This is a genomic window from Streptomyces sp. LZ34 (assembly GCF_053890475.1).
The window spans coordinates 9161900-9181873 of sequence record NZ_CM132680.1 but is presented as its reverse complement, the minus strand read 5'-3'; the positions used below and the strand labels follow the sequence as shown (position 1 = coordinate 9181873).

Annotated in this window: 16 protein-coding genes; 12 read left to right on the top strand and 4 right to left on the bottom strand. The window is 73.1% G+C overall.

Annotation, left to right across the window (positions count from 1 at the left end):
• The first annotated feature begins 150 nt into the window (after positions 1–150).
• Both ACWY4P_RS39060 and ACWY4P_RS39055 read left to right on the top strand, forming a co-directional pair.
• Positions 151–747 (top strand): DUF3043 domain-containing protein, encoded by a 597-nt coding sequence (locus ACWY4P_RS39060; protein ID WP_456205322.1) that lies wholly within the window; start codon positions 151–153, stop codon positions 745–747.
• A gap of 86 nt (positions 748–833) precedes the next feature.
• Positions 834–1538, top strand: coding sequence for a class I SAM-dependent methyltransferase (locus ACWY4P_RS39055; protein WP_456213206.1), 705 nt, complete (start codon positions 834–836; stop codon positions 1536–1538).
• Between the two features lie 20 nt (positions 1539–1558).
• Here ACWY4P_RS39055 and ACWY4P_RS39050 read toward each other — a convergent pair whose 3' ends face one another.
• A complete protein-coding gene (locus ACWY4P_RS39050; RefSeq protein WP_456205321.1) occupies positions 1559–1768 on the bottom strand; it encodes a hypothetical protein in 210 nt (69 codons plus the stop codon).
• A gap of 118 nt (positions 1769–1886) precedes the next feature.
• Here ACWY4P_RS39050 and ACWY4P_RS39045 point away from each other — a divergent pair, with 118 nt between their 5' ends.
• Positions 1887–3086, top strand: coding sequence for a bifunctional adenosylcobinamide kinase/adenosylcobinamide-phosphate guanylyltransferase (locus ACWY4P_RS39045; protein ID WP_456205320.1), 1200 nt, complete (start codon positions 1887–1889; stop codon positions 3084–3086).
• A 17-nt stretch (positions 3087–3103) separates the two neighbouring features.
• Here ACWY4P_RS39045 and ACWY4P_RS39040 read toward each other — a convergent pair whose 3' ends face one another.
• Positions 3104–3856, bottom strand: coding sequence for a PH domain-containing protein (locus tag ACWY4P_RS39040; RefSeq protein WP_456205319.1), 753 nt, complete (start codon positions 3854–3856; stop codon positions 3104–3106).
• A 137-nt stretch (positions 3857–3993) separates the two neighbouring features.
• Between ACWY4P_RS39040 and cobT the strand changes: the two genes are divergently transcribed.
• Together cobT and ACWY4P_RS39030 are read left to right on the top strand one after the other, a co-directional pair.
• Positions 3994–5118, top strand: a complete 1125-nt coding sequence (gene cobT, locus ACWY4P_RS39035) for a nicotinate-nucleotide--dimethylbenzimidazole phosphoribosyltransferase (protein ID WP_456213205.1) — start codon at positions 3994–3996, stop codon at positions 5116–5118.
• A gap of 47 nt (positions 5119–5165) precedes the next feature.
• Positions 5166–6944 carry a phosphatidylglycerol lysyltransferase domain-containing protein gene (locus ACWY4P_RS39030; RefSeq protein WP_456205317.1) on the top strand — a complete coding sequence of 593 codons (1779 nt, stop codon included), beginning with the start codon at positions 5166–5168 and terminating at the stop codon, positions 6942–6944.
• A 61-nt stretch (positions 6945–7005) separates the two neighbouring features.
• Here the strand turns inward: ACWY4P_RS39030 and ACWY4P_RS39025 are convergent, their stop codons facing one another.
• Positions 7006–7749, bottom strand: a complete 744-nt coding sequence (locus tag ACWY4P_RS39025) for a hypothetical protein (protein ID WP_456205316.1) — start codon at positions 7747–7749, stop codon at positions 7006–7008.
• Positions 7750–7782: 33 nt separating this feature from the next.
• On the opposite strand from ACWY4P_RS39025, the gene ACWY4P_RS39020 reads away from it, so the two are divergent.
• The 7 genes from ACWY4P_RS39020 (at position 7783) to ACWY4P_RS38990 (ending at position 18925) form a co-directional block, all read left to right on the top strand.
• Entirely contained in the window at positions 7783–8778 is a 996-nt protein-coding gene (locus ACWY4P_RS39020; RefSeq protein ID WP_456205315.1) for an adenosylcobinamide-GDP ribazoletransferase, read from the top strand.
• A 380-nt stretch (positions 8779–9158) separates the two neighbouring features.
• On the top strand, positions 9159–10712 hold the full coding sequence (locus ACWY4P_RS39015; RefSeq protein ID WP_456205314.1) for a leucyl aminopeptidase: 1554 nt from the start codon (positions 9159–9161) through the stop codon (positions 10710–10712).
• A 312-nt stretch (positions 10713–11024) separates the two neighbouring features.
• On the top strand, positions 11025–12413 hold the full coding sequence (gene lpdA / locus ACWY4P_RS39010) for a dihydrolipoyl dehydrogenase (RefSeq protein WP_456205312.1): 1389 nt from the start codon (positions 11025–11027) through the stop codon (positions 12411–12413).
• 50 nt (positions 12414–12463) lie between these two features.
• Complete coding sequence (gene sucB, locus ACWY4P_RS39005; protein WP_456205311.1) at positions 12464–14212, top strand: 2-oxoglutarate dehydrogenase, E2 component, dihydrolipoamide succinyltransferase; 1749 nt, start codon at positions 12464–12466, stop codon at positions 14210–14212.
• Positions 14213–14325: 113 nt separating this feature from the next.
• Positions 14326–14949: a GntR family transcriptional regulator gene (locus ACWY4P_RS39000; RefSeq protein ID WP_319699170.1), complete on the top strand. Its 624-nt coding sequence runs from the start codon at positions 14326–14328 to the stop codon at positions 14947–14949.
• 158 nt (positions 14950–15107) lie between these two features.
• Complete coding sequence (gene aceE / locus ACWY4P_RS38995) at positions 15108–17810, top strand: pyruvate dehydrogenase (acetyl-transferring), homodimeric type (RefSeq protein ID WP_456213204.1); 2703 nt, start codon at positions 15108–15110, stop codon at positions 17808–17810.
• Positions 17811–17920: 110 nt separating this feature from the next.
• Entirely contained in the window at positions 17921–18925 is a 1005-nt protein-coding gene (locus ACWY4P_RS38990) for a helix-turn-helix transcriptional regulator (RefSeq protein WP_456205309.1), read from the top strand.
• On the opposite strand, the gene ACWY4P_RS38985 is transcribed toward ACWY4P_RS38990, so the two are convergent.
• Positions 18916–19836, bottom strand: coding sequence for an SDR family oxidoreductase (locus ACWY4P_RS38985; protein WP_456205307.1), 921 nt, complete (start codon positions 19834–19836; stop codon positions 18916–18918). The genes ACWY4P_RS38990 and ACWY4P_RS38985 overlap by 10 nt on opposite strands.
• Positions 19837–19974 lie beyond the last annotated feature (138 nt).

Here is a 19974-nt window from a genome sequence, read left to right as displayed (position 1 = left end):
ATTACCGCACTGTTCGGACCCGCTCGCGCTCCTCCTCCAGGACGATCAGACTCCCGGGCGCCTCCGGCGCAAGGAGGAGCGCGGTGCCGTTGCCGGATCGTTCCCCCAGGGGCTGGGGCCCACACCACCAAACCCGTACCCTTGGGCTTTGTGTTCCGTAGCCGTTCAAAGGACGAGCAGGCCGCCACCGCCAAGGTGATCGCGGACCAGCCGCAGCAGACCCGTGACCCGCAGGCGCCCAAGGGCCGCCCGACCCCCAAGCGCAGCGACGCCCAGTCGCAGCGCCGCAGCCTGGCGAATTCGAAGATGACTCGCAAGGACGCGACGCGGCGCCAGCGCGAGTCCCGCCGCGCCGACCTCGCGCGCCAGCGCGAGGCGCTGGCCGGCGGCGACGAGCGCTATCTGCCGGCCCGTGACAAGGGTCCGGTGCGGCGCTTCGCCCGTGACTATGTGGACTCCCGCTTCTTCGTCGCGGAGTTCTTCCTGCCGCTGGCCGTGGTGATCCTGGTCCTCAGCATGATCCAGGCCGGAGCCATGCAGACCTATGTGCTGCTGCTCTGGATGCTGGTCATCCTGCTGATCGTCGTCAACTCGGTCGTCCTCGGCATCCAGCTCAAGCGTCAGCTGCGCAAGCGGTTCCCCGACGAGAATCTGCGCGGCGTGGTGGCGTACGCCCTGATGCGTACGCTCCAGATGCGCCGCCTGCGGCTGCCCAAGCCGCAGGTCAAGCGCGGAGAGCGGCCCTGAGCTTCACGGCCACTTCCGATTTCGCGGGCGGGGCGGGCGGCCGGCCGAGCGGCCTCGGGGCCTTACCCGACACCGTCCGGCAGGCGCTGGTCACCCGGCAGCTCGACGAGCGGATCGCGGCCCACTTCCCGGTGGGCCGGCGGCTGCGCGTACTCGACGTCGGCCTCGGCCAGGGCACCCAGGCCCTCCGGCTGGCCCGGGCGGGCCACGAGGTCACCGGGCTCGAGTCCGATCCGGCGATGCTGGACGCGGTCCGCGCGGCCCTGTCGCGCGAGCCCGAGGGCATCCGGGAGCGGATGCGCCTCATCGAGGGCGACGGCCGGGACACGGGCGCGCACTTCCTGCCGGGCGCCTTCGACGTCGTCCTGTGCCATGACGTGCTGATGTACGTGCCCGAGCCGGACCCGATGCTCGCCGCCCTGGCCCGGGTCCTGGCCCCCGGCGGCCTGCTCTCGCTCCTGGTCCGCAACGCCGACGCGCTCGCGCTGCGGCCGGGGCTCTCGGGGGATTGGGGCGCCGCGCTCGCCGCCTTCGACTCCCCCGCGTACACCGACCGCATCGGCCTGACCGCCCGCGCCGACCACCGCGAGGCGCTGACCACCACGCTCACCGCGATCGGCGCGCCGCTGCACACCTGGTACGGCGTGCGGGTCTTCACCGACCCGGCCCCCGACGACACCCCGGCCCCGGACGACTGGGACCGGCTGCTGGCGGCGGAGGACCGGGCCGGGCGTACGGACCCCTACCGCGCGGTGGCGGCGCTGCTGCACCTGTGCGGAGTGCGCGGCTGAGTCAGCCGCGCACTCTCAGCTCACCCCTGCTCGGCCTGCAGACTCATCGGCCCATAGATCTTCGACCCGTCTTCGAAAAGGGTCACCTGCTCCGCCCCTCCCTCCAGCAGGGCCTTCCACTCCTCTCCGATCCATGACTCGGCGTCCCCCTGCGTAGGGAACTCGTCGGGCTGCACCGCGGGCTTCGTCTCCGTACCGTCGGACTTCTCGAACCGCCACGTCCATGCCATGTCCGCCTCCTCCATCCCGCCGGTCACATGATGTCTGCCCAGCAGCCTAGGCGACTGATCACTCCCGACGGGGTGACCTGGGCGCGCCCGCCGCACCGGGACGCGAGACGATCGGGGCGTGGAACTCACTCTCCTGGGCACCGGGGCCCCCGCCGGGCTGCCCCGTCACGGCTGCCCCTGCGCGGCCTGCGCCACCGCCGTCGGCGACGAGGCGCGGGCCGCGACCGCGCTGCTGATCGACGGCGCGCTGCTCCTCGACCTCACCCCCGGCGCGGCCTTCGCCGCCGCGCGCGCCGGATACTCCCTGACCGGCGTCGTACAGGTGCTCCTCTCACACCCGCACGAGGGCCCGGCCGTCGAGTTCCCCGCCGGGCTGCCCGCGCCGGGCCGGGTCCCCGACGGCCGCGAGCTGGCCCTGATCAGCGGCCACCGGGTACGGGCCGTCCCGCTGGACACCCCCGGCACCGGCTACGAGGTCACCGGCCCCGACTCCACCCGCCTGCTCTACCTCCCGCCCGGCGCGGCCCCGGCCGGCCTGGCCGCCCCCGCCGAGCCCTACGACATGGTGCTGCTGGACGTCCTCGGCCGCCCCGGCGCGCTGGCCCACCTCCGTGCCGCGGGGGCGGTCGGCCCGACCACCGACGTCCTCGCCGTCCACCTCGACCACACCGTCCCGCCCGGCCCCGAGCTGCACCGCCGGCTCGCGGCGGCGGGCGCGCGCGCCGTACCGGACGGCGACACGGTCGTCGTCGGCGAGTACCACGCGGTGCCGGACCTGCCCCGCCGCACCCTCGTCCTGGGCGGCGCGCGCTCCGGCAAGTCCCTGGAGGCCGAACGGCGGCTCGCGGCCCTCCCCGACGTCCTCTACGTGGCCACCGGCGGCACCCGCGACGGGGACCCCGACTGGGCCGCGCGCATCGCCGCCCACCGCGAGCGCCGTCCCGGCTCCTGGCGCACCACCGAGACCTGCGACCTGCCGCCGCTGCTCGCCCAGGACGGCGGGCCGCTGCTGATCGACTGCCTCGCGCTGTGGCTCACCGACGCGATGGACTCCGTCGGTGCCTGGGACGACGACACCTGGACCCACGGCGGCAGGCGCGCCCTCCACGAACGCGTGGACGCCCTCGTCTCCGCCCTCCGGGCCACCCCCCGCACGGTGGTCGCCGTCAGCAACGAGGTGGGCTCCGGCGTGGTCCCCGCCACCGCGTCGGGGCGCCGCTTCCGCGATGAACTCGGCCGCCTGAACGCGGCGTTCGCGGCCGAGTGCGAACAAGTCCTCCTGGTCGTGGCCGGCCAGGCACTCCCCCTGCGGGGCTGACCACCGGGGCCGGGCGCCTACCGGCGCCGGTCACGGGCGATGGAGATCGCGAAGGCCGCTGCGAAGGCCACCACAGGCAGGCCCGTGAACACCCCGATGAACAGCCCCTCGGGAATCTCCGGCAGGGCATCCAGCGCACCGGTGAACATCGAGATCAGGAAGCACACGGCCAGCACGCCAACCGTCCCCGCCGCCGCGGCCCCGCCGCGCGCGCCCGCGGCCATGACCGTGCCCGCGGTCCTCGTCCGCGCCTCTGCCTCGGCCACCGCGGCTTCGGCGCCGGGCCGCGGCGTCCAGTCCTCGCCGCGCCGCCGCTCCCACATCTCGCGCATGGCAGACACTTCTTGGTACACCGACAGCCCGCGCCTGTCGTGGAGATGGGGAAGCGTGATCCTTCGACCGTCGCGGTGGTGGACAACGACGATCCCCGTGGGCTGCGTCTGATCGACCATCGCGCCCGGATTGCCCTCGATCTCGATGCCCTGGATGTCGCACCAGGCCGTCCTCCGGGTCCGGAACAGTCTACGGACGGCGACATGGTCCTCGTTGACGACGGTCACGCTCCCACAGACCACGACGACCAGCACGAGGACCAGGGGAGCCACCACCGCGACCATCACGATCACGAGGGCGATGGGCGCGTCACCAGCGAAGAACGGCCCCAGCACCGTGAGGCCGCCGCCCCCGAAAAAGACAATGACGAACACCGACAGCGCGAGTGGCGCACGGTACTCGCGGACCTGCGGGCTGCCCTCCCCCGTCCCGGTCATCCGCTCCCCCTCCTGACCCTTCCTGGGCCGACACCCGAACCATGCAACGCTAGCGGCCGAGAGCGGGGAGGGGTCCCCCTCTCACACCCCCACCACACCATCGGCGTACCCCCGGTAGGGTTCCGCCCGTGAGCGGTCTGAATCTCGATGACTTCGTCGACCTGATCGAACGTCCCGACGGCGGCGTCCGGCGCGATGCCGAGGAGCGCCGGGAGCGGCTGACGCTGCCTCCGGGGACGCTCGGGCGCCTGGACGAGCTGGGCGAGTGGCTGTCCGCCGCCCAGCAGCGGGTGCCGGTCAAGCCCGTCGAGCGGCCGCGGGTGGTGCTGTTCGCCGGCGACCACGGCGTCGCGGAGCTGGGCGTGTCCGGCCGTCCCGCCGGGACCGCGCACCGGCTCGTACGCGCCGTACTCGACGGCGAGAGCCCCGTGGCCATCCTGGCCCGCCACTACGACGTGCCCGTGCGCGTCGTCGACATGTCCCTGGACTGCGACCCCGACGACCTCCCCAAGGAGGTCACCCGCCACCGCGTCCGGCGCGGCTCCGGCCGGCTCGACACCGAGGACGCGCTGACCCTGGAGGAGGCCGAGCAGGCCTTCCGCGCGGGCATGGCCATCGCCGACGAAGAGGCCGACGCGGGTACGGACATCGTCGTGCTCGGCGATGTGAGCGTCGGCGGCACCACCGCCGCCGGCACCCTGATCGCCGCGCTCTGCGGCACCGACGCCTCCGTGGTCACCGGCCGTGGCGGCGCGGGCATCGACGACCTCGCCTGGATGCGCAAGTGCGCGGCCATCCGCGACGGGCTGCGCCGCGCCCGCCCGGTCCTCGGCGACCAGCTGCAGCTGCTGGCGACCAGCGGCGGCGCCGACCTCGCCGCGATGACCGGCTTCCTGCTCCAGAGCGCCGTGCGCCGCACCCCCGTCATCCTCGACGGCGTGGTCTCCGCGGCCTGCGCCCTCGTCGCGCAGCGCGTGGCGTTCCGCGCGCCCGACTGGTGGCTGGCCGGGCAGAACAGCGGCGAGCCGGCCCAGGAGAAGGCGCTCGACCGGATCGCGCTCGACCCGCTGCTCGACCACGGCGTCACCGTGGGCGAGGGGACGGGGGCGCTGCTGGCCCTGCCGCTGGTGCGGGCGGCCGCGGCGCTCGCCGCGGAACTGCCCGAGCGGACCGACCCGGCGCCCGACGAGGGCGCCGACGGGCGGGCCGACGGGCAGGACGAAGGGCAGGACGACGCCCCGGCGGCCGACGACATCACCTGACCACGCCCGCCCCACCCCTCGCACCCCTCTGCACCTATGCTCACGGCATGGGAGAGGTTCGTTCGAAGCCGACTGCGGAGGCCACCCGGCGCGGCCGCCCCTGGCCGCGCCGCTCCGCCGCCTTCGCCGTCTGGTACCTGCGCGCCGTCACCGCGCTGAACTTCCTCGGCGCGATGTGGGTCTCCCTCGGCAACGACATCAAGCGCCACAACGTCGACCAGTACTTCACCCCGTACCTCCTCACCGCGGGCTTCTTCTCCGGCGCCTTCTCGATGTTCCTGGCGATCACCATGCGCCGCCACAAGCGCGCCGCCTGGATCCTCAACCTCGTCCTCGGCGGGCTGACCGTCCCCCTGCTGGCCCTCGCCCTGACCCGGCCGCCCGTCGCCCGCCACCCGCAGAACTGGATCTCGCTGGGCCTCACCGCCGCCTTCGTCGTCGCCCTGCTCATCGGTCGCCGCGAGTTCTACGCCAAGGGCGACCGCTCGAATCCGAAGCTCGCGGCCGCCGTCGCCGTCGGCGGGCTGCTGATCGGCTCGCTGCTGGCGACCGCGCTGGTGACCGTCACCAACACCGCGCCCGACGACTACCGCTCCTCGTTCCTGGACCGCTGGCACTACGGCGTGCTGCGCCTGATCTCCCTCACGACCGTGGAAGGCCACATCGAGGGCATCGAGACCCCGGGCTGGGCCAACGTGGCCATCAACATCATGAGCACGGCGCTGCTCCTGCTCGTGCTGTACGCGGCCTTCCGCTCCCGCCGCGTCGTCGACCCGATCTCCGTGGAGGACGAGCGACGGCTGCGCGCGCTGCTCGAGCGGCACGGCGACCGCGACTCGCTCGGCTACTTCGCGCTGCGCCACGACAAGAGCGTCATCTGGTCGCCGACCGGCAAGTCCGCCGTGACCTACCGGGTGGTCAGCGGCGTCTCCCTCGCCTCGGGCGACCCCCTCGGCGACCCGGAGGCCTGGCCCGGCGCGATCGACCGATGGCTGACCGAGGCCCGTGAGCACGGCTGGACCCCTGCCGTGATCGGCGCGAGCGAGGAGGGCGGCACGGTGTACGCGCGACACGGCCTGGACGCCCTCGAACTCGGGGACGAGGCGATCGTCGACACCGGGGAGTTCACGCTGGAGGGGCGCGCCATGCGCACCGTGCGCCAGGCCTACAACCGCGTCAGGCGCGCCGGCTACACGGTCCGCATCCGCCACCACGAGGACATCCCCGAGGAGGAGATGGCCGAGCTGCTGCGGCTCGCCGACGACTGGCGGGACGGCGAGACCGAGCGCGGCTTCTCCATGGCGCTCGGCCGGCTCGGCGACCCCGCCGACGGCCGCTGTGTGCTGCTGGACTGCGCGGACCACGACGGCAGTCCGCGCGCGCTGCTCAGCTTCGCGCCCTGGGGCTCGCACGGGCTCTCCCTGGACCTGATGCGGCGCGACCGGGACTCGGACAACGGGCTGATGGAGTTCATGGTGCTGGAGCTGATCCAGCGGGCGAAAGAGGTCGGCGCCGACCAGATCTCGCTGAACTTCGCGGTGTTCCGGTCCGTCTTCGAGCGCGGGTCCAGGCTGGGCGCCGGCCCCGTACTGCGGCTGTGGCGCTCGCTGCTCAGCTTCTTCTCCCGCTGGTGGCAGATCGAGTCGCTCTACCGCGCCAACGCCAAGTACCGGCCGATCTGGGAGCCCCGCTACCTGCTCTTCGAGAAGAGCACCGACCTGCCGCGGATCGGCATCGCCGCGGCGCGGGCCGAGGGTTTCCTGGAGGCGCCGGGGCTGCCCAAGTGGCTGAACCGCAAGCACTTGGAGACGACGGCGGCACGCTGAGAGCCGCCGGCCGTGCGATACCCGGTCGTGCGTACGAGGACGGACACCGCCGCCGCGACCGTCAGGACCCCGACTCGGAGAACCCGCCGATCCAGTCCTGCAACCGCCGCCGCACCCCACGCCAGCGCGCGTCATGCCGCTCCGCCCGGCTCCGCGCCCGCCGGCGCGCCCGCGGCCTGCGGCGATAGAAGCGCCGCGCCCAGGGCGACGCCGGCCGCGCCAGCCGGACCGCGCCGACGAGCGCCAGGACCGGCATCAGCACGCCGAGCACCGCGATCCGCGGCTTGCCCTTGGCCAGCGCGAACAGGGCGAACAGGAAGTTGACGCAGACGTTCACGATCACCGCGCCGCGGTCGTGGCGCTCGGCGGCGGACACCTCGTTCACCCCGAACGGCAGAAAGCCGCTCAGCACCAGGCCGACCAGTGCCGCGGTGATCACGACCACCTCGACGCTCTGCCGGCCCTGCTCGGTCCAGTACACGTCGTGGAGATGCAGGATCAGCGCGAACTCGTCGAGCACCAGCCCCGCGCCCACCCCGAACACCACCGCCGCCACGTACTCCCAGAGGCGGGTCCGCGCACCGGCGATCGCGCCGAAGCCGCCGATGACGGTGAGCACGACGCCGGGGACGACGTGGTGAATGTGCAGCCCGCCGGGGCTGATGTTGCGGAACGGCCCCTTGCCGGCCCTGATGAGCCGGGTGATGGTGCGGGTGATCGCGAACGAGAGGATGAACGAGGCCAGGGCGAGGAGCAGCGGCAGCTTGCCGGGCTCGACGATGTTCCGATACCACCAATGCCCCATGGCTTCTCAGCGTGCGCGATAGCCTGCGACGCGATGGACACCACGCCGGATGAGTCCCCCGCACGCCCGCCCGGGCCCCCGCGGCCTCCGCGGCCCCCCAGGCCGGCAGCCCCGCCACGGCCCGCCGCGCCTCCGGAGTCCAACCAACCGACCGAGGCGGACGAGCCGACCGAGTCGAACCAGCCGGACGAGCCGGACGAGCCGACCCAAGCCGAACCCCCATCGGACCCCCCGCCCCCGCCCCACCCTCCGCGCGCCTCCTGGGAGGACGGGGCGCGCTTCGCCTTCGGCACGCTCACGGCCCTCCCCGTACGTGTGACGCGCTGGGACCGCGAGGCGGCGCGCGCCGGGATGTTGTGCGCCCCGCTGGTCGGGCTCACGGTCGGGCTCTGCGCGGCTTCGGCGGGCGCGGCGCTGCTGCTCCTGGGCGGCGGCGCGCTGCTGGCGGCGGTGGGCACGGTCGCGGTGTCCGCCGTACTGACCCGCGGGCTGCATCTGGACGGGCTGGCCGACACCGCCGACGGCCTCGGCAGCGGCAAGCCGGCGGACGACGCGCTGCGCATCATGAAGCGGTCGGACATCGGGCCGTTCGGGGTCGTCACCCTGCTGTTCGTCCTGCTCGCGCAGGTGGCCGCGCTGGCCGAGCTGTACGGGGCCGGCTGGCCGCACGGCGCGGTGGCGGCGGCCGCCGCGGGGACGGCGGCGCGGTGCGCGTTGACGCTCGCGGCACGCGAAGGGGTGCCGGCGGCGCGGCCGGAGGGGCTGGGCGCCGCGGTCGCGGGGGCGGTGCCGGCCGGGCCCGCGCTGGGAGCGGCGGCGGTGTCCGTCGTCGTGTGCGCGGCGGGCGGCGCGGCCTTCGGCGCGTACGGGGCGGTGCACCACGCGCTCGCCGTCCTCGCCGCGCTGGGCGCCGCCGAGCTCCTCCAGCGCCACTGCCGCCGTCGCTTCGGCGGCGTCACCGGCGACGTCTTCGGCGCACTCGCCGAAACGGCCGCCACGACCGCCCTGATCGCCACAGCCCTCGCCTGACCCGGCCCGCCCCGCACCGCCCCCGCACGGCCGCGCATGTCCCCGCGCGTCCCCGCACGTCCACGGACTGGACGCCGCCGTCTGCCCCCGTCCGCGCGCCCAGCGCTCCCCCCGCGCGCACCGCGACCACCGCACGGCCGCGCCGCGCCCAGGGGCCCGGGGCCGGTGCGCGAGAGGGTGCCCGGTGCTCACCCGTGCTCGCGAGCCCGCGCGCCGGTGCCGTCGGGGGAGTTACCCTCGCGATGGCCCGCGACAGCCCGCCGCTCGGGCACCTGGTGACCCGCGCCTACGATGCCGATGGGCGCGGCTGACCCGTCCCTGTCTCGACAGGGACACCCCACGTCGGCCGAGGAACTATCCGGAAGAGGGACCCCATCACCGTGACTTCTCTGACTCTCAGCACCTCCTCCGCCGCGACGCTGCGCGCGGACGCCGTCGTCGTCGGCGTGGCGAAGGGGGCCAAGGGCCCCGTCGTCGCCCCCGGCGCCGAGGCCGTGGACAAGGCCTTCGGCGGGAAGCTGGCCTCCGTCCTGGAGACCCTCGGGGCGACCGGCGCGGATGGCGAGGTGACCAAACTGCCCGCCGCGTCCGGCCTCAAGGCCCCGGTCGTGCTGGCGGTCGGACTCGGCGACGCCCCGGCCAAGGGCGACGGTTACGACGCCGAGGCGCTGCGCCGCGCGGCCGGTGCGGCCGCCCGCGCGCTGTCCGGTTCGAAGAAGGGCGCGTTCGCGCTGCCGGTGGCGGACGCGGAGGACGCCGCCGCCGTCGCCGAGGGCGCGCTGCTCGGCGCGTACTCGTACAAGGCGAACCAGAAGGCCGCCCAGAACGGCGGCAACCCCGGCTCCAACGCCAAGAGCGGCGACAAGAAGAACGGCGCCCCGCTCGCCGAGGTCGCCCTGCTCGGCGCCAAGCCGCGCGACAAGGAGTTCAAGGCTGCGGCCGAGCGCGCCATCGCCCTCACCGCCGAGATCAACCGCGCCCGCGACCTGATCAACACCCCCTCGAACCTGCTCAACCCCGCCATCTTCGCCGCCGCCGTGCTGGAGGCGGCCAAGGAACACGGTCTCAAGACCGAGGTGCTGGACGAGAAGGCGCTGAAGAAGGGCGGGTACGGCGGCATCATGGGCGTCGGCCAGGGGTCGGAGGCCCCGCCGCGCCTGGTCCGGGTCGCCTACTCGCACCCGGAGGCGGAGAAGACCCTGGCCCTGGTCGGCAAGGGCATCACCTACGACTCGGGCGGCATCTCGCTCAAGCCGGCCGGCCACAACGAGACCATGAAGTGCGACATGAGCGGCGCCGCCGCCGTGTTCGCCACGGTGGTCGCCGTCGCGAAGCTGGGCCTGCGGGTCAATGTGACCGGCTGGCTGGCGCTCGCCGAGAACATGCCGTCGGGCTCGGCCACCCGTCCCGGCGACGTGCTGACGATGTACAGCGGCAAGACCGTCGAGGTGCTGAACACCGACGCCGAGGGCCGGCTGGTGCTGGCCGACGCGCTGACCCGCGCCTGCGAGGAGAAGCCGGACGCGATCGTGGACGTGGCGACGCTGACCGGCGCGATGGTGTTCGCGCTGGGCCACCGCACGTTCGGGATCATGGCGAACGACGAGGCGTTCCGTACCTCGCTGCACGAGATCGCGGAGGAGGTCGGCGAGAAGTCCTGGCCGATGCCGCTCCCCTCGGACCTGCGCAAGAGCATCGACTCGCCGGTGGCCGACCTGGCCAACATGGGCGAGCGGATGGGCGGCGGTCTGGTGGCCGGGATCTTCCTGAAGGAGTTCATCGAGGAGGGCACCGTCTGGGCCCACCTGGACATCGCGGGTCCCGCGTTCAACGAGTCCGGCCCGTTCGGCTACACCCCCAAGGGCGGTACGGGCTCCGCGGTCCGCACCCTGGTGCGGCTGGCCGAGCGCACCGCGGACGGCGACCTCGGCTGAGCCGCCACCGGCCGGGCCCCAACGACCTGCTCGTAAGCGGGCCCGGCCGCTCCGCGCGGGCCGCGTGGATTTCGCCGTAAACGAAATCCGACCTCCCTACGCACGCAATACGCGCGAGTAACCCCTGAACAGGGGTTTGGAGATATGTCACACAGCGGCCCCGCGTCCCGCCTCCCGTCAACAAGTGCGAAGATGTTGTCTCGGCAGGACAGGGCCCCCGACACCAGGGCCGAAAGCAAGACGCGGCCGAACAACAGCCGCCGCCCGGCCACCGACGGCCGGCCCCGGCGCACCATGCATGGAGGACGTGACGTGGCGAACGACGCCAGCACCGTTTTCGACCTAGTGATCCTCGGAGGCGGTAGCGGCGGTTACGCCGCTGCCCTGCGCGCGGCGCAGCTGGGTCTGGACGTCGCCCTGATCGAGAAGGACAAGCTGGGCGGCACCTGCCTGCACCGCGGCTGCATCCCCACCAAGGCTCTGCTGCACGCCGGTGAGATCGCGGACCAGGCCCGTGAGGGTTCCGAGTTCGGTGTGAAGACCACCTTCGAGGGCATCGACATCGAGGGCGTGCACAAGTACAAGGACGGCGTGATCTCGGGCCTCTACAAGGGCCTGCAGGGTCTGGTCGCCTCCCGGAAGGTCACCTATGTGACCGGTGAGGGCCGGCTGTCCTCGCCGACCTCGGTCGATGTCGACGGCCAGCGCTACACCGGCCGCCACATCCTGCTCGCCACGGGCTCCGTGCCGAAGTCGCTCCCGGGCCTGGAGATCGACGGCAACCGCGTCATCTCCTCGGACCACGCGCTGGTCCTGGACCGGGTGCCGAAGTCCGCGATCGTGCTGGGCGGCGGCGTCATCGGCGTCGAGTTCGCCTCCGCGTGGAAGTCCTTCGGGGCCGACATCACCATCGTCGAGGCGCTTCCCCACCTCGTCCCGGTCGAGGACGAGAACAGCTCCAAGCTGCTGGAGCGCGCCTTCCGCAAGCGCGGCATCACCTTCTCCCTCGGCTCCCGCTTCTCGGGCGTCGAGTACACCGCCGACGGTGTGAAGGTCTCGCTGGAGAACGGCAAGACCTTCGAGGCCGAGCTGCTGCTCGTCGCCGTCGGCCGCGGCCCGGTCTCGCAGGGCCTGGGCTACGAGGAGGCCGGGGTCGCGATGGACCGCGGCTATGTCCTCGTCGACGAGTACATGCAGACCAATGTCCCCACCATCTCGGCCGTCGGCGACCTGGTGCCCACGCTCCAGCTCGCGCACGTCGGGTTCGCCGAGGGCATCCTGGTGGCGGAGCGGCTGGCCGGTCTGAAGACCGTGCCGATCGACTACGACGGCGTGCCGCGGGTCACCTACTGCCACCCCGAGGTCGCCTCGGTCGGCATCACGGAGGCCAAGGCCAAGGAGCTGTACGGCGCGGACAAGGTCGTCGCCCTCAAGTTCAACCTCGCGGGCAACGGCAAGAGCAAGATCCTGAAGACCTCGGGCGAGATCAAGCTCGTCCAGGTGCGGGACGGTGCCGTCATCGGCGTCCACATGGTCGGTGACCGCATGGGAGAGCAGGTCGGCGAGGCTCAGTTGATCTACAACTGGGAGGCGCTGCCGTCCGAGGTCGCGCAGCTTCTCCACGCCCACCCGACCCAGAACGAGGCGCTCGGCGAGGCCCACCTGGCACTGGCCGGCAAGCCCCTGCACGCCCACGACTAGTCATCCCGAGCGCGAAAAATCCGTACAGATCGTTAGGAGCAACCGAAACCATGGCGGTTTCCGTAACCCTGCCGGCGCTCGGCGAGAGCGTGACCGAGGGCACCGTCACCCGTTGGCTGAAGGCCGAGGGTGAGCGGGTCGAGGCCGACGAGCCTCTGCTCGAGGTCTCCACCGACAAGGTCGACACCGAGATCCCGGCCCCCGCGGCCGGTGTGCTCACCTCCATCAAGGTGGCCGAGGACGAGACGGTGGAGGTCGGCGCCGAGCTGGCCGTCATCGACGACGGCGGCGCGGCCCCGGCCGCCGCCCCCGCCCCCGTGGCCGAGCCCGCCCCCGCGGCGCAGCCCGAGCCCGCCCCGGCCCCCGTCGCCGAGGCCCCGGCCCCCGCTGCTCCGGCCGCCGCCCCCGCGGGCGCCGCCGAGGGCACCGACGTCGTGCTGCCCGCCCTGGGCGAGTCGGTGACCGAGGGCACGGTCACCCGCTGGCTCAAGGAGGTCGGCGACTCGGTCGAGGCCGACGAGCCGCTGCTCGAGGTCTCCACCGACAAGGTCGACACCGAGATCCCGGCCCCGGCCTCGGGCACCCTGCTCGAGATCCTGGTCGCCGAGGACGAGACCGCCGAGGTCGGCGCCAAGCTGGCCGTGATCGGTGTCGCAGGCGCCGCTCCGGCCGCCGCGCCCGCCCCCGCGGCCCCGGCTCCGGCTCCCGCCGCTCCGGCCCCGGCTCCGGCTCCGGTCGTCCCGGCGCCCGCCCCGGCTCCGGCCGCCCCGGCCCCGCAGGCCGCCGCTCCGGCGCCCGCCCCGGCCCCGGCCGCTCCCGCTCCGGTCGCTCCGGCTCCGGTCACCCCGGCTCCGGCCGCTGGTGAGGGCGAGGGCGCCTATGTGACCCCGCTGGTGCGCAAGCTCGCCGCGGAGAACGGCGTGGACCTGGCCACCGTCAGGGGCACCGGCGTCGGTGGGCGCGTCCGCAAGCAGGACGTCATCGCCGCCGCGGAGGCCGCCAAGGCCGCCGCCCGGGCGCAGGCCCAGGCCGTCCCGGCCGCGGCGCCGAAGGCCGCTGCCGCGGCCCCGTCGCCGCTGCGCGGCCAGACCGTCAAGATGCCGCGGATGCGCAAGGTCATCGGCGACAACATGATGAAGGCCCTGCACACGCAGGCGCAGCTCACCAGCGTGGTCGAGGTGGACATCACCAAGCTCATGCGGCTGCGGGCCCAGGCGAAGGAGGCGTTCGCGCAGCGTGAGGGCGTCAAGCTCTCGCCGATGCCGTTCTTCGTCAAGGCCGCCGTCCAGGCGCTGAAGAGCCACCCGGCCATCAACGCCCGGATCAACGACGACGAGGGCACCATCACCTACTTCGACGTCGAGAACGTCGGCATCGCCGTCGACGCGGAGAAGGGCTTGATGACCCCGGTCATCAAGAACGCGGGTGACCTCAGCCTCGCCGGTCTCGCCAAGAAGACGGCGGAGCTGGCGGGCAAGGTGCGGTCCAGCAAGATCACTCCGGATGAGGTGTCCGGCGCGACCTTCACCATCAGCAACACCGGCTCGCGCGGCGCCCTGTTCGACACGATCATCGTGCCCCCGAACCAGGTCGCCATCCTGGGCATCGGCGCGACCGTCCGCCGCCCGGTGGTCATCAACCACCCGGAGCTCGGCGAGACGATCGCGGTGCGCGACATGACGTACGTCGCGCTCTCCTACGACCACCGCCTGGTGGACGGCGCGGACGCCGCCCGCTACCTGACGGCGGTCAAGGAGATCCTGGAGGCCGGCGAGTTCGAGGTCGAGCTCGGCCTCTGAACCCCCAGTCGGCACAGCTGACGGCGGCGCCCCCGCCCGGAGAGATCCGGGCGGGGGCGCCGCCGTTCGCGTGCCCGCCGTATTGTCATGTCAGTACCGTCCGGAGGAGTGCCATGGTCCATCCCGTCGTCCACTCGCTGCGCGAGCAGATCCGCGAGCACATCGTGGAGGGCATCGTCAGCGGGCGCTGGAAGCCGGGCGAGCGGATCGTGGAGCGCCGGATCGCCACCGAGCTGGAGGTCAGCCAGACGCCCGTCCGCGAGGCCCTGCGCGAGCTGGAGACGCTGCGGCTGATCGAGTCCGCGCCCAACAAGGGCGTACGCGTCCGCAATCTGACCGCCGCCGACCTGGAGGAGATCTATCCGGTGCGGGCCGGTCTCGAACAGATCGCCGCGGAGCTGGCCGCGCCCCGGCTGGCCGAGGACACCTCGGCGCTGGAGCCCGAGGTGGCGGCGCTGTACGAGGCGGACCGAAGATCCGACGGGGAGGCCCAGGTGCGGCACACCGTGGCCTTCCACCGCGAGCTGGTCCGGGCCTCCGGCAACAGTGTGCTGCTGCACACCTGGGAGTCGCTCGGCATCGAGATCTGGACCACCCTGTCCATCCGCTGGCTGGGCACCCGCCAGCAGTCGTACGCCGAGGAGCACCAGGCCGTCGTGGACGCGTTCCGGCGACGGGACCCAAGGGTGGCGGAACTCGTCAAGGAGCATGTCCTGGGCTGCGCGCCACGCGCCTAGCCAGGCTGTACGGGTCGACTGAGGCCTGCACCGCGTGCCTACTTTCGCGGCACGGAATGCCAATTTCGCCTTTCGGAGAAGTTTTTAGGCTCAAGCACTTTGATCGATCATCGATCAGAATTTACAGTCATGACATGACCGACCTCGTCAACGGAGGGATGGCGGCAGCCGCACAGAAGCTCCCCATCCAGCAGCCCGCCCCCAAGCAGCCCAGTGAGCTCGACCAGCTCCCGGACCGCGACCCCGAGGAGACCTCCGAGTGGGGCGCGTCCCTCGAGGCCGTCACCCGGGCCGCGGGTCCACACCGCGCCTCGTACCTGATGCGCCGCACGCTGGAGCACGCGGAGGGCGCCGGGCTGGGGCTGCCGCCGCTGCTCGAGACGGACTACGTCAACACCATCCCCACCGCCGCCGAGCCCGCCGTCCCCGGCGACGAGGACATGGAGCGGCGCATCACCGCCTGGAACCGGTGGAACGCCGCCGCGATGGTCACCCGCGGCAGCCGTGACGGCCTCGGCGGCCACATCGCCACCTTCGCCTCCGCCGCCTGGCTCTACGAGACGGGCTTCCAGCACTTCTTCCGCGGCAAGGAAGGCGACGGCAGCGGCGACCAGCTCTACATCCAGGGCCACGCCTCCCCCGGCATCTACGCCCGCGCCTTCCTCGACGGCCGGCTGACCGAGGCCCACCTGGACAACTTCCGCCGCGAGACGGGCGGCTCGGGCCTGCCCTCCTACCCGCACCCGCGGCGGCTGCCCTGGCTGTGGGAGTTCCCCACCGTCTCCATGGGGCTCGGCCCGCTCTCCGCGATCTACCAGGCCCGCTTCAACCGCTACCTCGCGAACCGCGGCATCAAGGACACGTCCGCCTCCCACGTCTGGGCCTTCCTCGGCGACGGCGAGATGGACGAGCCCGAGTCGACCGCGGCGCTCGCCCTGGCCGGCCGCGAGGGCCTGGACAACCTCACCTTCGTCATCAACTGCAACCTCCAGCGGCTCGACGGCCCGGTACGCGCCAACTTCAAGATCGTGCAGGAGCTGGAGGCGCAGTTCCGCGCCGCCGGCTGGAATGTCGTCAAGGCCCTGTGGGGCTCCGCCTGGGACGAGCTGCTCGCCCTCGACACCTCGGGCGCCCTGCTGCGCCGGCTGCGCGAGGTCCCCGACGCCCAGTTCCAGACGTACGCGACCCGCGACGCCGTCTACATCCGCGACCACTTCTTCGGCGCCGGCCCCGAGCTCGCCCGGCTCGGCCAGGGCCTCACCGACGCCAAGCTCGCCGAGTGCTTCCGCACCTCCCGGGCCGGCCACGAGCCGCGCAAGGTGTACGCGGCGTACCGCGCGGCCATGGAGCACAAGGGCGCCCCGACCGTCGTCCTGGCCCAGACGGTCAAGGGCTACACGCTCGGCCCCGGCTTCGAGTCGCGCAACGCCAACCACCAGATGAAGAAGTTGACCGGCAAGGAGTTCCGCGCCATGCGCGACCTCCTGGAGCTGCCCATCCCGGACAGCGCGCTGGACGACACGCTGGTCCCGTACGCCCACCCCGGCGCCGACTCCCCCGAGGTGCGCTACCTCCAGGAGCGCCGCGCCGCCCTCGGCGGCCCCGCCCCGGCCCGCAAGGTCCACCCGGTCGCCCTGCCCGAGCCGTCGGCCAAGCCCTTCGAGGCCCTCGCCAAGGGCTCCGGGACTCAGGAGATCGCCACCACCATGGCGTTCGTCCGCCTGGTCAAGGACCTGATGCGGGACAAGGAGACCGGCCGCCGCTGGGTGCCGATCGTCCCCGACGAGGCGCGCACCTTCGGCATGGAGTCGCTCTTCCCGACCGCCGGGATCTACTCGCCGCTCGGCCAGACCTACGACCCGGTCGACCGCGACCAGCTGCTCTACTACAAGGAAGCGGCGAACGGTCAGATCCTCAACGAGGGCATCACCGAAGCCGGTTCGATGGCCGACTTCACCGCCGCCGCGACCTCGTACGCGACACACGGCGAGCCGATGATCCCCTTCTACATCTTCTATTCGATGTTCGGCTGGCAGCGCACCGCCGACCAGATGTGGGCGCTGGCCGACCAGCTCGGCCGCGGCTTCCTGATCGGCGCCACGGCGGGCCGCACCACCATGACCGGCGAAGGCCTTCAGCACGCCGACGGCCACTCCCACCTGATCGCCTCCACCAACCCGGCGGCGGTCGCGTACGACCCGGCCTTCGCGTACGAGGTCGGCGCGATCGTGCGGGACGGTCTGCGGAGGATGTACGGCCCGGACGCCGAGGACGTCTTCTACTACCTGACCGTCTACAACGAGACCAAGGTCCAGCCGCCCATGCCGACCGGCGAGGGCGTCGAGGAGGGCATCCTCAAGGGCCTCTACCGCTACAAGTCGGCCGAGCCGACGGACGAGGGCGCCCCGCGCATCCAGCTCCTCGCCTCCGGCACCGCCATCCACTGGGCCCTGGACGCCCAGAAGCTCCTCGCCGACGACTGGGGCGTGGCCGCCGACGTGTGGTCCGCCACCTCCTGGAGCGAGCTGCGCCGTGACGCCCTGTCCTGTGACGCGGCGCAGCTCAACGGTGAAGACCGGGTCCCGTACGTCACCCGTGCCCTGGCAGGCGCACCGGGCCCGGTCCTCGCCGTCAGCGACTGGATGCGCACCGTCCCCGACCAGATCAGCCAGTGGGTCGAGCAGGACTGGTACTCGCTCGGCACGGACGGCTTCGGCCTCTCCGACACCCGCGAGGCCGCCCGCCGCCACTTCGGCGTCGACGCCCCGGCGATCGTGGTCACCGCCCTGAACCGCCTCGCCCGCCGCGGCGAGGTCAAGCCCACGGCGGCGAAGGAAGCAGCGGAGCGCTACGGCATCTGAGGGTTCTCTCCCCCACCCCGGCTCTCCCCCACCCCGCCCCTTCGGTTCGGAAGGGGCGGGGTGGGGGAGGAACGCTCCGGCCGACGGCGGCCGCGCGCGATGATGGGCGCATGCGCGCCGCCCGCCTCATCCATCTCGTGCTCCTGCTTCAGTCCCGGCCCTCGATGACGGGGGCCGAGCTGGCGCGGGAGCTGGAGGTCTCGGAGCGTACGGTCACGCGCGATGTGGCCGCGCTCTCCGAGGCCGGGGTCCCGGTCTACGCGGACCGCGGCCGCACCGGCGGCTACCGCCTGGTCGGCGGCTACCGCACCCGGCTGACCGGCCTCGGCCGCACGGAGGCCGAGGCGCTGTTCCTGTCCGGGGTGCCGTCCGCGCTGCGGGGCATGGGGCTCGCGGACGCCGCCTCCGCCGCCCGGCTGAAGGTCTCCGCCGCGCTCCTCCCCGAGCTGCGCGACGCCTCGCACACCGCGGCCCAGCGCTTCCATCTCGACGCCCCCGGCTGGTGGCAGGAGCCCGAGACGCCCGAGCTGCTGCCCGCGGTCGCGGACGCGGTGTGGGACGACCGCCGGATCACCGCCCGCTACCGCCGCCGGGACACGGAGGTGGAGCGGGAGCTGGAGCCGTACGGCCTGGTGCTGAAGGCGGGCGTCTGGTACCTCGCGGCCCGGATCGAGGCCGCGGGCGACTTCCGCGTCTACCGGGTGGACCGCTTCGCCGCCGTCGGGCCCACGGCCACCACGCAAGGCCGTGACCGCCACGACCGCTTCGAGCGGCTGGCGGACTTCGACCTGCCCGCGTTCTGGGCGGAGCGGGCCGCGCAGTTCGCCCGCTCGCTCCTGCGCGAGAAGGTCGTGCTGCGGCTGACCGGGGAGGGCGCGCGCCGGCTGCCGCAGGTGACGGACCGTACGGCGGGCCAGGAGGCGGTGGCGGCGGCCGGGACGGCCGGGGACCCCGGCGGACAGGGGCGGATCACCGTCACCCTGCCCGTGGAGTCGCTGGAGGTGGCGTACGAGCAGCTGCTGGCGCTCGGCCCGGAGGCGGAGGTCCTGGAGCCGCCGGAGCTGCGCGAGCGCTTCGCCGTGGCGGCCGCCCGCGCCGCGGCGCTCTACCGGTAGTCCGCGGCCGTCCCCTCCTTCCCGCCGAAGACGACATCCCGGAAATAGCCGAAGGCGTCCGGCCGGGATCCGTCCACGTCGGTGAAGCCGTAGTCCTTGGCCAGCTCCCCGCTGGAGAGCGACTTGCCGGACCACCGCGCCCGCTCCGGGTCCGCGGCGAGCGCCGCGACCGCCCGTCCGATGAAGTGCGGCGTCTCGGCGATGGCGAAGTGCGGCTCCCGCGCGACGGCGTCGCGCCAGTTCTCCTCGGTCACCCCGAAGTGGTCGAGCATCTGCTCGGAGCGCAGAAAGCCCGGGGTGATGGAGACCGCCGTGCCGCCGAACTCCTTCAGCTCCTCGGCGAGCCCGAAGGCCATCCGGATGGGGGCATTCTTGGTGACGTCGAAGAAGAGGTTCTCGCGGTAGGTCTTGTTGAATTCGGCGGTGCCGTCGGTGACCTCGATCACCAAGCCACCCGGCCGCCGGATCAGCAGCGGCAGCGCGTAGTAGCTGGTGATGAGGTGGGTCTCGACACCGAGCCGGAGCATCCGCAGCCCGTTCTCGAGCTCCAGCTCCCAGGTCTTCTTGTCGAAGGTGACCAGGTGCTCGCCGCCCCACACGTCGTTGACGAGCACGTCCAGCCGCCCCTGCTCCTTCTCGATCCGCTTCACCAGTGCCCGTACCTGCTCGGGCTCCAGGTGGTCGACCGGCACCGCGATCCCCGTGCCGCCGGCCGCCGTGATCAGCTCCGCCGTCTCCTCGATGGTCTCCGTCGGCCGCCCGACCTCGCTGACCGCCTCCCGCGTGGTGCGCCCCGTCGCGTAGACGGTGGCCCCGGCCGCTCCCAGCTCCACGGCCATCGCCCGGCCGGCGCCCCGCGTCGCCCCCGCGACCAGTGCGATCTTGCCCGCCAGTGCGCCCTGTGTGCTCACGTGGATACGTCCCTTCGATGTGCCGCTTGGTTGGACACACCGACCCTGGCAGGGAAACCAGACACCTTCTGTCGCCTTTTTCGGGCCGCCTCGCGGGCCACTCCGGCGTGCGCGGGCGCGCGCGAGGGCTGATCCTGG